Source organism: Paraneptunicella aestuarii, assembly GCF_019900845.1.
Lineage (GTDB): Bacteria > Pseudomonadota > Gammaproteobacteria > Enterobacterales > Alteromonadaceae > Paraneptunicella > Paraneptunicella aestuarii.
Map to the genome: position 1 here is coordinate 2,048,295 of NZ_CP074570.1, position 14,751 is coordinate 2,063,045.

Annotated in this window: 11 protein-coding genes; 10 read left to right on the forward strand and 1 reads right to left on the reverse strand. The window is 43.4% G+C overall.

Annotated elements, in window-relative coordinates:
* Positions 1 to 2 precede the first annotated feature (2 nt).
* From cmr1 to KIH87_RS08545, 9 genes are all read left to right on the forward strand, one after another.
* The gene (gene cmr1, locus KIH87_RS08505) at positions 3 to 1,385 is read left to right on the forward strand and encodes a type III-B CRISPR module RAMP protein Cmr1 (protein WP_232361103.1); all 1,383 of its coding nucleotides are present in this window, start codon (positions 3 to 5) and stop codon (positions 1,383 to 1,385) included.
* On the forward strand, positions 1,378 to 3,471 hold the full coding sequence (gene cas10, locus KIH87_RS08510; protein ID WP_232361104.1) for a type III-B CRISPR-associated protein Cas10/Cmr2: 2,094 nt from the start codon (positions 1,378 to 1,380) through the stop codon (positions 3,469 to 3,471). The genes cmr1 and cas10 overlap by 8 nt, the downstream gene beginning before the upstream one ends.
* 15 nt (positions 3,472 to 3,486) lie before the next feature.
* A complete protein-coding gene (locus tag KIH87_RS08515) occupies positions 3,487 to 4,812 on the forward strand; it encodes a type III-B CRISPR module-associated Cmr3 family protein (protein ID WP_232361105.1) in 1,326 nt (441 codons plus the stop codon).
* Complete coding sequence (gene cmr4 / locus KIH87_RS08520; RefSeq protein ID WP_232361106.1) at positions 4,799 to 5,752, forward strand: type III-B CRISPR module RAMP protein Cmr4; 954 nt, start codon at positions 4,799 to 4,801, stop codon at positions 5,750 to 5,752. Before KIH87_RS08515 ends, cmr4 begins: the two co-directional genes overlap by 14 nt.
* Positions 5,743 to 6,240, forward strand: coding sequence for a type III-B CRISPR module-associated protein Cmr5 (locus KIH87_RS08525; RefSeq protein ID WP_232361107.1), 498 nt, complete (start codon positions 5,743 to 5,745; stop codon positions 6,238 to 6,240). The genes cmr4 and KIH87_RS08525 overlap by 10 nt, the downstream gene beginning before the upstream one ends.
* The gene (cmr6, locus tag KIH87_RS08530; RefSeq protein ID WP_232361108.1) at positions 6,237 to 7,298 is read left to right on the forward strand and encodes a type III-B CRISPR module RAMP protein Cmr6; all 1,062 of its coding nucleotides are present in this window, start codon (positions 6,237 to 6,239) and stop codon (positions 7,296 to 7,298) included. Before KIH87_RS08525 ends, cmr6 begins: the two co-directional genes overlap by 4 nt.
* Positions 7,299 to 7,625: 327 nt before the next feature.
* A complete protein-coding gene (locus KIH87_RS08535; RefSeq protein WP_232361109.1) occupies positions 7,626 to 9,086 on the forward strand; it encodes a RimK family protein in 1,461 nt (486 codons plus the stop codon).
* A gap of 11 nt (positions 9,087 to 9,097) precedes the next feature.
* On the forward strand, positions 9,098 to 10,240 hold the full coding sequence (locus KIH87_RS08540) for a GNAT family N-acetyltransferase/peptidase C39 family protein (RefSeq protein WP_232361110.1): 1,143 nt from the start codon (positions 9,098 to 9,100) through the stop codon (positions 10,238 to 10,240).
* A gap of 38 nt (positions 10,241 to 10,278) precedes the next feature.
* Positions 10,279 to 11,055, forward strand: a complete 777-nt coding sequence (locus KIH87_RS08545; protein ID WP_232361111.1) for an RMD1 family protein — start codon at positions 10,279 to 10,281, stop codon at positions 11,053 to 11,055.
* Between the two features lie 67 nt (positions 11,056 to 11,122).
* On the opposite strand, the gene KIH87_RS08550 is transcribed toward KIH87_RS08545, so the two are convergent.
* Positions 11,123 to 12,754 carry a KAP family P-loop NTPase fold protein gene (locus KIH87_RS08550; RefSeq protein ID WP_232361112.1) on the reverse strand — a complete coding sequence of 544 codons (1,632 nt, stop codon included), beginning with the start codon at positions 12,752 to 12,754 and terminating at the stop codon, positions 11,123 to 11,125.
* Between the two features lie 444 nt (positions 12,755 to 13,198).
* On the opposite strand from KIH87_RS08550, the gene KIH87_RS08555 reads away from it, so the two are divergent.
* Positions 13,199 to 14,614: a cytochrome-c peroxidase gene (locus tag KIH87_RS08555; RefSeq protein ID WP_232361113.1), complete on the forward strand. Its 1,416-nt coding sequence runs from the start codon at positions 13,199 to 13,201 to the stop codon at positions 14,612 to 14,614.
* The last annotated feature ends 137 nt before the right edge of the window (positions 14,615 to 14,751 follow it).

Below are 14,751 nucleotides of genomic sequence, written 5' to 3' on the forward strand. Positions count from 1 at the left end.
CAGTGACAGTAGCATCAGATTTTGGCACGCGGATGGATGCTTTAAGTAATATAAGCGCCAGCCGCAGGTTGTATTGCGCAACGTTTGAAATTAACACCTGGCTGTTTATGCAAGGAGCGAGTAAAAAACTGGCGTTGCGAGAGGCTTCCATTAAAGGCGTGTTACGGTACTGGTGGCGCGCTTTGTATTGGCTAGAGGAAAGGGAAAAAGCCGCCAGAGAGCATCAAAATTATCAGGATATTAACAACCTTGCCTTACAAACCTTGCATAAAAGGGAGCTGGATTTATGGGGGGGCACAGAGGGGGCTTCCAGGGTCAGGTTAAAGGTGGTTCAAAACAAAGAGTATGCAAATCAGTCTTCTAATTCAGTGCCGTCTTCGATAGGTTATGGGCTTGGGCAGGGTATTTATAATAAGGAGATTCTTCGCCCGTATTATACCGGTGGCACTTTTTCTCTGAAAATTGAACTGGATAAGTCGCTGGATGAAGTGTCGGTGCAATCGGTACTTAATGCGGTTTTGTGTTTGCATCAATTTGGTTGCTTGGGCGCGAGAAGTCGGAATGGTTTTGGTTCCGTGACCTTGTCGAAACTAACGCATAATGACAGGGACGTACTTCAATTTCATGATACAGCGTTGAGCAAACATCTTGATAAGGTGCTTAAGGGCAATGATTCATCAGAGTTTTACAGCGACGCTGATATTAATGTTGACGATTTACCTCCTATTCCTGCATTTAGCCGCCATACACAAATAATAGAGGGCAAAGGCCATTCCCACTCTTCAACAGGGCGAGATGGTCAGCAGGTTTTAGCTGATTTGCTTGATGTATATAAGGAAGTAAGAAAATCCTATGCTAACGATGATAAGGCTTTTTTCGATTCTTATGCTAAGGATGGTTTTAAGCTCGAAAATTGGGATCCCAAAGACAAGCAAAATGATTTTCCGCAGCGCTTTTTTTTAGGAATGCCCATGGTCTGGAGTGTAAAGAGGGAGGGAGATAAGCCAAAAAATTATCGTATTGAGGCTAAGGCGTTTGATACTTCGGAGAATAATAATGGAAAAGCGATAAATCGCCGTGGTTCCATGTTTTTTATGAAAGTGGCGCGTTGTAAAAACACAAATAGCTATATCCATAGGGTGCTATTTATGCCGTCGTTATTTCTTCCTCTGTCCCCTAAAAAGGTGACTCCATTCGGAAAATTCAAGGCGGCCTGGAAAAGAAAGCCTGAGCACAATAAAAAGAATAGATTTGGCACGATGTTTAGTAAAGATTTTGCTATTTCTAGTGAGCAGCCTTATAGGGCTAATAAGGCGTTTTTTAGTAATTTTAAGAGGCAGTTATCCAGCTGCGAAGAAAACAGCGTGGAGACCGCCGATGAGTAAGCAATATTACTTCCATTTTTCTATTGGGCCGGTTCATCGTTTTGTTATGCAAGCGCGCAGAACTCGGGATTATTGGGCTGGTTCGTTTTTGCTGAGCTGGTTGACGGGTATTGGCTTGTATAGTGCTCAAAAACGCCATGGTGAGAGTGTTTTACCTCTGTTACCTGATGATATGGGCAAGGCTTTTTCGGGGGAGGACGATAATCAAGATGCTTTCTTTAATAATCTTCGTTTTGGGCGACTACCCAATAAAGCCACGATTAAATTGCCAGAAAACTTGAGCTGTGAACAACAGGTCGCTTTTGCAAATGATGTGATTGCTGAGATTCGCCAACACTGGCGAAGCCTGGCTGATAGAGTGTGGTGTCAGGACATTGAACCTTTTCTTGCTCAAGAGGGCTATGACAAAAAGCAGGATGTTGTTGCTAACTGGCAGCAGCAGGTTGAACATTTCTTTGATATTCGTTGGTGTATTAACAATGAATTGCTTGGTGGTAAAACCTTGCGTGCCAGAGGTATGTGGCGCACTCCGCAAAACAGCCTGAGCAACCGTCCTTCCTCGTCGTTATTAAATTGTATGTTAATTAAAGACTTACCTGAGTTGTCGGGGCAGGTTAGTCAACAGGATGCAAAAGACAAATTTTGGAACCGGCTAAGAGACTTTCATCGGAACGCCGATACGGTAAAACTGCGCCTGGTTCACGATATTCGTGACGGCGAGTTTTTAAGCGCTATTGCTTATATTAAACGCCGTTTTAGCTCGGTGTTTCAGTATGATAATGGCAACATCAAGGGCTGGAAAATCACTCCCAGAGTGCCTTCTTTGGCATATGTTGCTGCCACTCCCTGGTTAATTTCCTTGCTGGAGGCACTTAAACAGTCTGATAAGGTTGATGCGGCAAAAGCAAGTGTGGAATGTTATCGTCAGGCTCTTAGTGATTTGGTGCGAGAAAAACCGAATTTTGACCAGGCTAGCAATGAAGAAGAGATTGCTGTTCAGGGAGTAGAAGAGGTGGCGCGAGGTTATGACTACTTAAGTGAATTAGCTGAAACAGACGGAACTTACTTTTACATTAATGAGCTTCAGAATTACCGTAATTTTGAGGGCTATAAACCAAATGATGCTCGTTTCTCATCACGTAGCCAAGAAGCGATTAAGGCACTAAAAGCACTTATGAAGCTGAATAACGACGAGGCTTCACCGAGTGCTTATTACGCTATGCTGAGTATGGATGGTGACCGTTTTGGTGATTTGCTCAAGCATTTGGAACCTTCGTCTATTCCAGACTTTAATCTTATGCTTGCTGGTTTTATCACTCAGGTGAATGAGATTGTACGACGCCACAACGGTTTTGTTATTTATGTTGGAGGGGAAGATGTTCTGGCGCTTACACCTGCCAACAGTGCTTTGCGTTGTGCAACTGAATTACGCCAGGCGTTTATTGCCTGTAGTCAGGATTTTTTACACAACATCAATGTTGATTTGCCCAAGGTGACGGCTTCAACATCGGTCTGTTTTGCACACTATAAAATTCCATTAAGCAAAATCATTCAGGAGGGCGAGCGCTTGTTGAACCATGTTGCTAAAACGCAATGTGGCCGGGATGCGGTTGCGGTAAGTTTGTGGGGACAAGGGCAGTGTTTTTTCACTTATTCAAGCCCTTGGAATGAGTTTATTACTCCGCTTGCTGCTGGAGATGCGGGTGACAGCGGCAGTGATGACAAAAGCGATCTGTTGCCTGTTGAGTATTTGGCTGAACTGTTCAAAGGGAAGCAGTTTGGGCGCAGTTTTTTGCACAGGGTAAAGCAACGCTATGAGGAGCTTAACAGCATTCAAAATAACGAGACGATAAAAGGATTGGTATTGTCTGATTTAGGGCGTTCAGGCTATCAGAGTGGACAGGATGGTGAACTGGAACCTTTGCTGGTTGAACATCTTTTGGCGTTTTCCCGGATACGTACCAATCATTCGCAGGATGTGCCTGTTGCGTCCCGTGCCTTGTCTCATGTCTATAGCCCGGATGCGTTGAGCTTATTGATGTTTGTTGCGGGTGATTATCGCGGCAGCCGTCGAAACGATGGCTAAAAGGAGCGTTGAACTATGAGTAACAATAACAAAAGCCATTCTCTTCGCTTTTCTGTCATGGACAGTCTATTTTTGCGTGAAGGGCGTAATTATGAAGATGTGGGAGGGCTGCCTGTTGCAAGTCAGAAACTCCCAAGCTTACGTACCCTCTATGGTGCTGTTCGCGCCCGGTTATGGGAGTTATTACCTGCCCATGAGCGAAAAAATATTATTGGTGACAGCTCTGATGATGCGCCTCAATTAAGAATGTCGGCTTTGCGTTTATCGCTGAATGACAAGGTATATGTGCCTTGTCCTCGTGATATTGCCCTGTTGGAAATCGCAAAAGAAAGTGCCTCGCCAGATGGTACGTCTCATGAAGAAATACGCTATTTTGAGCCGGGTGAGCCAGTGCTGTGTGATGTTGGTAATACAGAAACGGCGCAAACCAAAGATGTATCAGGCAATCGCCCGCATTACTTCAGGATGCCTGAATTAGCTGGTTCAGATGAAAAGACGAGGGATACGAGCTTGTCTTTCGTATCAACCACTGTGTTACAACAATGGCTTAATCATGAGCCTGTGCATTTGGATCAAGCGTCACCAACCCCCGATTTTATTGAGCTGGAAGAGATCTTGTTGTCTGAAGTGCGTTTGGGAGTGGCTCTTGAAGGTCGGCAAGTCAAAGAAGGGCAATTGTACCAGACTGAACACTTGCGATTTTCTCATCAGTATTTTGGAGATTTGCAGTTTGAAGTGGATATTTATGGATTAAGCGAGCCTTTATTAAAGCAATTGAGCTCTGATTATGTGGCATACCCGTTACAGCGACTGGGTGCTGATGGGCGTTCGGTTGCTGCGCAGTTGCGCAGTTCAAATCCATGTATTTCAAGCTTTGTACATATGCAACCTGATGCTGAATGGGTAGTGGTGACTTTGCTAAGCCCCGCTATTGCATCGTCAACTTACGGCTGCGGTTATTTACCTGTCAGCGATATTGAAAGTCGTTTTGAGCATGGCGCTAATGAGTCGGCTTTTGTTGGAGACTTAGACATTTTTGATGCTGCCAATATTGGTTCTGCCATGAATGTAAAAGTGGAGCAAGTGAGTGCTATTGTCGATAGACCTCAGTTTGATTCTGGCTGGGATATGGCTGGGCGTAAACCAAGAGAATCGCGGCAAGTGATCCCGGCCGGGAGCTGCTTTTATTTGCGTGCTACCGACGACCTTCTTAACTCTTTAACTTCAATACAGTCCTGGCAAGCTCCTGCTATTGGAAAACTAACACATATGGGCTTTGGTGCCATTGCCATTAAAACTGTCACTCGTAAATCCAAGGAGACAAACAATGACGTCCGCTGAGAATACAAATGCAATCAATAGCTGGATGGTTTTACTGACCGCTGAAACGTCTATTCACGCTGGCGCTGGCGATGGCAATGGGCTAATTGATTTGCCGATTATGCGAGAGGCTCAGAACCATTGGCCCTGTGTGTATGGTTCTGCCATGAAGGGGGCGATAAAAGCAAAGGCTGAAGGGGCGGGAAAGCAAAATGAGCAGTTATGGAATGCTACCTTTGGAAAAAATGAGAATGGTGACTCTAATGCTGGGCGTTTATTGGTAGGGGATGCTCGAATTTTAGCTTTACCAGTGCGCTGCCTGAATATGCCGACGGTAAAAGTGACGTGTGTTTCTGTATTGAAGCGTTTTGTGCGCGATGCCAAGCGACTTGGACTATTGAATACTGAATTTGAACTTTCAAATGAATTAAATGCTTTATCTGTTGCTGAGCAAAATACGGCGTTAGCCGACAGCGACTTGCTCAGCCACCTTGATAATGACGTGTTGTACCTGGAAGAGCACAGGTTTCAAGTATCTACATGGGGAGAATCTTTGGGCGAGTTTTCGGAGCTATTACCGGCTGTGAATGAGATGGTTATAGTACGGGATGAGATATTTGGCCATTTGTGTACTCATGCTGTTCCCATTACTCCTCATATTCGTATTAACTCGAAAACCGGGACAGTGGTTGATGGCGCCTTGTGGTATGAAGAAAGTTTGCCAGCGGAATCCATATTGTATTGGCCTTTGAGTTTATCGCCTGTAGGTCGAAGTGAGTTAAGCAATAAGGACATTGCTGATTATGTGAATAACACTGTGCTGGGGCAAGATGAGTCTTCTTCAACCCATCCCGCTTCTGCGCCCTATGTGCAAATAGGGGGAAATGAAACAGTGGGTATGGGATGGTGCAAGATGGAATTGTTGTTCAAAGATGCTGGAGGCAAATCGGTATGCAATTAGAATCGCAACAATTTGCAGAGACGGTATTTAAGTGGCTGGAAAGCGATGATATTAGGGAAATCGGTGTTAAGCGAATCAATAATCGGGTGAAGGCTGTTCCTGCGATGTTACAGAATAATGGTTTAATGATGACTCTCGTGACCCTGGAAGCTTCTTCGGATAAGTGCGATAAAAAAATAGGTCGTTTTATCTGTGAGTATTTACACGATGAAAGACTGGCATCGGCTGCTTCGGGAGAGGCGAATACAAACGATGTTGCAAACAAGGCTACAAGCGATAACGCATTGCTATTGGATAAAACCATTACACAGCTACAAGCCTTGACACTGACGCGTTATTTTTTTGCTCAAACCAAAACAGCCCAGTTGGTTAATTGGGTGAAGCAGATCTCTCAGGCTAAAAAAGAACTGTCGGAGGCAACTAAGCAGGAAAAGCAAGATTCAGCAGATGCAGCAACAGCAGATACCGAGACTGGAGATGCAGGATGAGCGAGTCAGAAAATATTGATTTATTGGCTTTGAAAGGGAATGCCAATATGGGCTTGTTGTACAACAAGTATTTCGGTTTTGTTATGAAGGAAAAGATGAACCATAAGGACAGGGCTGGCTTCAAAAACACGGTTTATGATCCTACTCAATCAAAATCTGTATTTTTTAGATTGTTTGAGCCTGATGATGGAAATCATGGTGGTTCCACAATGTCATTGACATTGCTGACGACTCAACACGCATGTTCGAGCAAAAGTCAGTCATCTGTAACAAAAACCGATACAACCCGGTTAGAGAATGCAATTAAGCAGTCGCAAGAAAACAGAAGTACCATGCTGAGACGCTTGGGGTTCGAGGGTAAAGATGTGACTCGGGTGTATCAATCGGATGGATTTTTCCTGACGGGGGTGGGTTCTCCCCATCCCATCGGTAATAATTTGCAATTTCATCCTGCTTTGGGAACCCCTTATTTACCGGGAAGTGCTGTAAAAGGTGCATTGAAACATTTCATCCGGGAAATGATGTTGATGTCTGAAAGTAATTCAGATACTGAGCAAGCTAATCTTAACACGGGAGATTTGGCGCTGCTTGAACACCTTTTTGGTTTGGATGTGGAGCAGGATAAACCGCAAGCTTCTAAGCAGAACCAGGAAAATAGCGCCATGGATGATGAGGGTTTGACGAAAAAAGATGAAAAATCAGGTAGTTATATCTTTTTTGATGCCTTGCCTGTGAGAGTTCCACAATATACGGCTGATGTAATGACGCCCCATTTTGGCAAGTGGTGCCTTGAAGGGGGTAAGAGGGAGCACACTTTAAGCAATACACCTAATGATTGGAGTGATCCGCTTCCAGTTCAGTTTCTGGCAGTCGAAGACATTAAACTGGAATTTGCCATTATTCCCAAAAGACCTGCGCCACTGGGTTCAGCAGAGAGAGATATACAGAATAAAGAGCTGACTTTTTTATTTGCGATGCTCGAGCAGTTGGTTGAATTTAGGGGGCTGGGAGCGAAAACTCGCAGTGGATATGGACATTTTAAATTCATTAATTCCTGATTCTGAAAAGTTAAGTTAATTATCGTGACGGGCAAAATAAAGGGACTTGTTTTGCTTCATTAATCCCATCACCAAACCTTGTCGTTAAGAACAAAATTATTCATATCCAAAACATCAAAAATCCCTTTTAAATTTACAGTTTTAGCTCATTATTACTGTGTCTCAGCAAAGGTCTGTTAACCTGGTTTTAGTTTGTCTTTGTTGGGTATGCCCAGATCCATTCAAAAGATGCAAGCATCTAACGAATTTGATAAATATAATCTATATTTATCAAAGTTTTGATTAACACCTATTCTTTTTATTTATTGCATACCAAACAGGTTACCGATGGCGAAAACTATTATTGTGGCTGACAAAGCTTCACGATTTTCCGATGATCAGATCGAAGTGATAAGCTTTGAACAATATTTGGCTGAATATCCCAAGCTGAATGAACCCAAAATGCGCGTGATTAATTTATGTGATACCAGCAAGTATCTCAGTCACGGCTACTATTGTTCTTTGTTGGCGGAAGCGCGTCGTCACAAAGTATTGCCCAGTATTAGCACGATCAATGATTTAACTAATAAGGAAGACTCCGGCGAGGTTGAAGGGTTTCGCATGACCTTGTCCAAATCGCTATTTAAGCCAAAAACCTATGACTCGTCGGTTTCATTATTGGTGTATTTTGGCTGGACTCAGGAACCGGCTTATTTGAAGTTGGGAAGAACCATCTTTGAAAAATTCCCTGCACCGGTTTTGCGAGTGAACGTGAGTTGGAAGTCGGGTCGTCCTGAAGCTGAAGTGTTTAGTGTCAACATTTCCGAGTTGAATGAGCTGCAGACTGATCTGTTGCAAGAACGTCTGGATTTCTTTGTTTCCAGTGTGTGGCGAACTCAGGGTAATCGTAAGCAATATCGTTGGGAAATGGCGATATTGGTGAACCCGGAAGAGAAAACACCGCCAAGCGATAAGCGAGCGTTGCAAAACTTTGTCAAAGCGGCTGAGAAGCTGAATATTCATGCTGAGCTGGTGAGTGCTTCCGATATTGGTATGTTGAGCCGATACGATGCCTTGTTTATTCGTGAAACCACATCAATTAAGCATCATACCTATAAGTTAGCGCGTAAAGCCGAGATGGAAGGTTTGGTGGTTATTGACGATCCAACGTCGATTCTACGTTGTTGTAATAAGGTGTTTTTGCATGACGCTTTCACCTATAACCGTATTCCATCGCCCAAAACCTGCTTTGTGTCAGACATTGATGAACAAACTATCTCAAGGTTAGAGCAGGATTACAGTTTTCCAATGGTGTTGAAGTTGCCTGAAAGCTCTTTCTCTATGGGAGTGTTCAAGGTTGATAACCGTAATGAGTTGCAGGACAAGCTAACCGCCATGCTGAAGCATTCTGCTTTGGTGTTGGTTCAGGAATACCTGTATACCCAGTTCGACTGGCGTATTGGTGTACTGAATGGTCGCGCAATTTATGCGTGTCGCTATCATATGGCGAGAAACCATTGGCAGATTTACAACCATGCGGGCACGAAAAGCAAATCTGGTGCTTTTGAGACCTTGCCAACTTTTGAAGTACCGAGAAAAGTGTTGGATGTAGCGGTCAAATCCTGTGGTTTCGTAGGTAAAGGCTTGTATGGCGTTGACCTGAAACAGGTGGGTGACAAGATTTATGTTATCGAAGTGAATGATAACCCCAGTATTGAACATGAAGTTGAAGATCAATACTTGGGTAAAGAGCTATATATGCAGATTATGCAAGAGTTTGTTAATCGTCTCGAAGCCAGAGGCCGATAGGCATGTTGTTAATGAGTTCATATGGAAAAAGCATGGTGACACCTCACCTTAACCCTGTTTTTAGGGAAGCACAGGTAGAAGATTTAAAAGAGCTGGTGGCGTTGGAAAATGCTTCGTTTGAAACGGATCGTTTGAGTAAGCGTCAGTTTAAATATTGGTTAAATTCCGACCATTGCGTTTTCACTGTGGTGGAACAGGCTGGCATGTTGATGGGATACGGGCTGGTGATTATGCGCAAAGGCACTCGCCTGGCGCGTTTGTATTCCATTGCGGTGAGCAAGTCAGCCAGAGGGTTAGGGCTTGGCAAACAGTTACTGCAACATCTGGAGCAGCAAACCGCAGCGCTGAATAAGTTGTTTTTACGTTTGGAAGTAGCGAAAAACAACACCGTGGCTATCTCCATGTATGAGTCGATGGGCTATCGTATTTTTGGTACGTATCAGAACTACTATGCCGATCATAGCGATGCATATCGTATGCAAAAGGCGATTCGCAATCCGAATCGTATCCAGTTTTTGCCCGCTTACCCCTGGTATGAACAAACCACGGATTTTACCTGTGGCCCTTCATCCTTGATGATGGCGATGGCGCAGTTCCGTCCTGATTTGGAATTGAATCAGGAATTGGAACTGGATATCTGGCGTGAAGCAACAACGATTTTTATGACTTCAGGGCACGGTGGCTGCCACCCGGTTGGATTGGCCTTAGCGGCTATCAAGCGTGGTTTTCATGCTGAAGTGTATATCAATCAGGAAATTCCGCTGTTCACCAATGGCGTGCGCAGTCCGTTTAAGAAAGAGATCCTGGAACTGGTTGAAAGACAATTTTTATCCAAGGCTGAAAGAGCTCGCTTGACGATCCATTATCAGGATTTCTCTTTGGACGACCTTGCTCAAAGTTTTAATGAGGGTTCATGTGTACTGAGCCTGATAAGCACTTATCAATTAAATGGCAACAAAGTGCCGCATTGGGTAACAGTTACGGGAATGGACAGTGCCTGTTTGTACTTGCATGACCCGGATACTGATGATCAAAAGTTAACGCCTTTTGAGTGCCAGCATTTGCCGATTGCCTTGGATGATTTTTATAAGTTGTCCAGTTATGGTAAAGCCAAGTTGAGAACGGCGATTGTTATTAATCAGTTGTCAGCGTAAAAGCGCGAGAACGTAAGTAGGTTTTTTCGAGAAAAAACATGAAAGTAAATAATATTGATGTGATTACTATTGGCAATCGTATCGACATTAAGCCTAACTCTTCTGATTTTCCGCAGAAGTGGCAGTCTCGTCGCTATCGTGATGCTTTGCATATCAAGCTTGAACGAGGCACCGCTTTTCTTTTTGATTATGGTGTAATTGTAACCTGGTCATTATCTAAAGCTGAGTTGGAAGAGCTTAAGTTTTGCCTTGAGTCATTGGTGAAAGAGCCGATTGCGATTCCGGAAAATGAACAGTTTCATTATGAGGTTGCTGATCAGCAAAATGTGACCATTCATGACGATACTTTGTCATTGCCTGATGATGACGCTTTGACCTTATTAGCAATTAGCCATGCATTAGCACAGTCAGCGAAGTTGGAACAGTTTGAGATAGTGGCTGAGCAAACCGTAACGGATAATAACTATTTGTCTCAGATGTTGGCGAAAACCGGTAAGATCCCGCTTAATCGTAAGCAACTGGCTAAATTGCGCGGCAAATTGTTTATGACCAAAAGCGATATTCTATTGCGTTACAACTTGTTGGATACGCCAGAATTTTTCTGGGAATACCCAGAGCAAGAAGCCATTTATATGGTGGCGGCTAAATATCTGGATTTAAAGCCTCGCGTAGAACTGTTAACCATGAAGCTGGAAACCATCAGCGAGCTGTTGGAAATGCTGGCTTCTGAACAAAACCATAAACATTCGTCCTTCTTGGAATGGATTATCATTATCCTGATTGCCATGGAAATGGTGTTGTTGTTTGTGGAATAAGGCTATTCTGAACACCCGCTTGCATAAAGCGGGAGTTGTTTCGAACGTAAGCCTTTGATTAAACAAATTAGCTTAAGTTCGACGCAGTCATAATGTAGCGATGGAAACGTTGATTGTCATTCCGTCTTAGTGCGTGGAGATAGGCGGTTAAGTAACTAACCTGATCTTGTTGTGTCATTGGTAATTTTCCAAATATGGCCAGTAGTTGTTGAATGATTTGCTTCATTGAGTTTGGGTATGAATCAAAATGGACGGGACTTGTAACTGATATTCTCTTTTTGGGGTGCATATACAAATTTTCATAAATTATTGGGTTCCACCTTTTATTTTTCTTTATCAAAGGCCAAGGGTCGTGTGTATCAATACTCAGATTTTGGTATTGCCTGTTTAATTTGGTTAGAAACAGTTCGGTGATCTTGTCATGCTCCGAATTTCTTATTCTTCCTTCCACAATGCGGTCATAGCTCTCTTGGCTGAAGGCTCGAATGGCTTCCAATAACAATACAATCAATATCCCTTCTTCTTCTGGGTAATGAGCGCAAATGCCTGACACTCGCTCCAGAACCTGATTAATGGTGCGTAAATCCAATGCCAGAGATTCAAACACACAGGCCATAAATTGCTGTGCTGTTGCTTCTTCCCATTCCACAATGTTCAAAGCGTTGGTATCAATCAAACGGTTTGTAATGGTCTGTGCAGCTGGTTGAGTTGCGACATAAGCTTTTAAATCCGGGTTGTTTAGGGTGAAACTTCGGTTGAAAAATCGATTCAAATAACGCTCTGAATCAAATCCTGAACCATACAAGGCTTTGATGGAATGTTGTAATTGCGTGGTGTCGGTAGCGATAACGAAGATGACCTGAGGGATGGAGAAAATGTGTTTCACCATTTCCAGCATTTCAACGGCAAACGTAGGACGGCAGCGATCCAGTTCATCCACAAATACAAACAACGGAGCTTGGCGCAAAATGTCGTCGCTGTTTTCCTGTGAAGTAATGTTTTCCAGCACATGTTTAATTTGAGCTTTCAGCGTTTTTACCGAATCCTGCTGTTCTACATGTAGCTTTAATAAGGCTTCTGTCGCCTTTTGTGACATATCCGGGCTAATGTCATTGTTAGGTGATTTAGCCTCGTCGTTTTTACCCGTTTCGTTGGAAGTAGGTTGAGACTGGGGCGGTGACGCGCTGCTATTTTGTTCCTCATCAGAGCCATCGAACAGCTTATCGATATCGGTGCCAGTTAGCTTTTTCACCAAGCCTTTGGCAATAACAGGAGTAACAGATTTCACGACATCAATGGACGCTTTGGTAAGAGACTTTTTTAACTTTTCTTTTTCGTTATCTTTTTTGAGATCACATAAGGCAGTGATGACTTCCCCCAGAATCAAATACAAAGGTTCATTGTGGAAATCGTTAGCCCATGCATCAATATAAACAACAGGATATTTTTCTCTTAGCGTGTTCGCCCAACGCTTTAAAAAGTAGGTTTTGCCTGCGCCCCATTCGCTGTTCAAATTCAACACATAAGAGTCATCTCTATGAGTCATGAGATAACTGGTAAGGAACTTCGCTTGTTCGGCTCGTGAAAGTGTATCTTTTGGTAATTCATCACCGGTGAATTTGCATTCCAGGGAGGCTGAGTGCCATGCAAAATCAAGTGCGTCATTGGTGATAGTGGGTGAGTTGGGATCCGTCGGCATTATTTTATGATTCCTGTCTACTGGTTGCTTATGGAATATGGCGCTTTATATGGGACTTGAGCGATAAATTTCAATTCTGCGAATCAATTCACAAATTAGGCTTATTATACGAATTTGGATAACCTTTTTGCCGGCATGTAATATATACTCATCGGGCTTGTGAATTTTTGATTGTATTAACGATTAAAAATGCTACAACTTTGATCTCGGTGCTTGCGAATTAAGTAGTAAATGCACTGCATTGAGTGGCAGGGATTGCCCTAGGTATTGGGCTCTTAATTACTATGAATAATTTAAATATGATTGGTTTAATGAGTCACATACCCTCAATAATAATAAAAATATCTTTCTCCTATTGAGTATTTAAAGAGCAAAGGATGAAGTAATAGGTAGTCGCACAGTGGGCTACTTAACAATAAATTGATTTAGCTTGGGAATTAAACAATGACAATTAAATATGTCGCTTTAGCTGGCGCAGTTTTAATGCTGTCCGGCTGTGGAGGGAGCGATGACGCTACAACAACTAACGTCTACATTCCTCAAACACCAACAACACCTACAGCCTCACAAATTTTGAAGGAAACGATTGAAGCAGCATCAAATGGAGGTGGTATCGAATCTTTTATCCTTCCTGAAAATCTTTCCGACATCCCTCAAGATCCTAATAATCCACTGACAGAAGAAAAAGTTGCACTTGGTAAATTGTTATACCATGAAACCGCTTTGGCGACTCAAGGTGTAAATGGTGATCGTAATGGCACTTGGTCTTGCGCCAGTTGTCACCACGCTGATGCTGGATTTAAATCGGGTGTACCTCAAGGTATTGCAGAAGGTGGTGAAGGTTTTGGTATGAAAGGTGAAGGCCGTATGCTGGCTGCTGGGTTTGACGCAGCTTCTGCCGACCCTCGCTTTAGACCTGACGTACAGCCAATTGCCTCACCTTCTGTACTGAACACGGCTTACCAGGATGTTATGCTTTGGAATGGTCAGTTTGGTAATAATGTTGAAGGTATCGTGAATGCTGGCTTGGCTGAGGCGGTTTTAGCTACGCCGGGAACACCAAAAACGAATAACCTTCGTTTGTTGTCTGGTCTTGAAGTTCAGGCGATTGCAGGAACGGGCGTACACCGTTTAAAAACCAGCGATGATTCGATTTTGCAAACCAACGCAGAATATATCGCAATGTTCGAGGCGGCATTTCCAGAAGGTTCTTCCGACGCAACTGAAGATGCCGGTAAAGCGATTGCTGCTTTTGAGCGTACCGTGTTAGCGTCTCAATCACCTTTCCAGCAATGGCTTAAAGGTGATGAAGATGCGATGACAGAAGACGAAATGGCGGGCGCTACTTTGTTCTTTGGTCGTGCAGGTTGCGTTGATTGTCACCGTGGCCCAGCGTTAAGCTCTGAAGTGGGCGCGACTGAGGACGAAATGTTCTTTGCTCTTGGATTTGCTGATTTTGATCCAAATAATCCACAAATTACCGGTACGGTTGATGATGCAACCAGCCGTGGTCGTGGTGGGTTTACCGGTGAAGAATCTGACAATTACAAGTTCAAGATTGCTCAGTTATATAACCTGGCCGACACTAATGTATTTGGTCATGGTGCATCATTTGAGTCAATTCGTGATGTCGTCGCATACAAAAATACGGCTGTGCCTCAAAAAGTGATACCAGCCAGTGCGCTTGATCCTCGCTTTATGCCTTTAGGGCTAACCGATGAAGAGGTGGATCAAATCACTGCTTTCCTGGAAACGGCATTATATGATCCAAACTTGAGCCGTTATGTACCTGAATCATTACCTTCTGGTAATTGTTCTCCGGTCAATGACGCTATCGCTCAAGCTGATCTGGGCTGCTAATTACCGACATTAGTTATACACCCGCTCTTAGATATTGTCTTGAAGGCATTAAGGGCGGGTTTAATTGCAACACCTCTTTTTAAACACTTCATAATCCACTTTAATTTCCGGTTAATATTGAACTCTTTCTTAGCCTG

Excerpts from the sequence above, each read along its gene's own strand:
- cas10 (WP_232361104.1), top strand. The coding sequence starts at position 1,378 with ATGAGTAAGCAATATTACTTCCATTTTTCTATTGGGCCGGTTCATCGT.
- KIH87_RS08515 (WP_232361105.1), top strand. The coding sequence starts at position 3,487 with ATGAGTAACAATAACAAAAGCCATTCTCTTCGCTTTTCTGTCATGGAC.
- cmr4 (WP_232361106.1), top strand. The coding sequence starts at position 4,799 with ATGACGTCCGCTGAGAATACAAATGCAATCAATAGCTGGATGGTTTTA.
- KIH87_RS08525 (WP_232361107.1), top strand. The coding sequence starts at position 5,743 with ATGCAATTAGAATCGCAACAATTTGCAGAGACGGTATTTAAGTGGCTG.
- cmr6 (WP_232361108.1), top strand. The coding sequence starts at position 6,237 with ATGAGCGAGTCAGAAAATATTGATTTATTGGCTTTGAAAGGGAATGCC.
- KIH87_RS08535 (WP_232361109.1), top strand. The coding sequence starts at position 7,626 with ATGGCGAAAACTATTATTGTGGCTGACAAAGCTTCACGATTTTCCGAT.
- KIH87_RS08540 (WP_232361110.1), top strand. The coding sequence starts at position 9,098 with ATGAGTTCATATGGAAAAAGCATGGTGACACCTCACCTTAACCCTGTT.
- KIH87_RS08545 (WP_232361111.1), top strand. The coding sequence starts at position 10,279 with ATGAAAGTAAATAATATTGATGTGATTACTATTGGCAATCGTATCGAC.
- KIH87_RS08550 (WP_232361112.1), bottom strand. The coding sequence starts at position 12,754 with ATGCCGACGGATCCCAACTCACCCACTATCACCAATGACGCACTTGAT.
- KIH87_RS08555 (WP_232361113.1), top strand. The coding sequence starts at position 13,199 with ATGACAATTAAATATGTCGCTTTAGCTGGCGCAGTTTTAATGCTGTCC.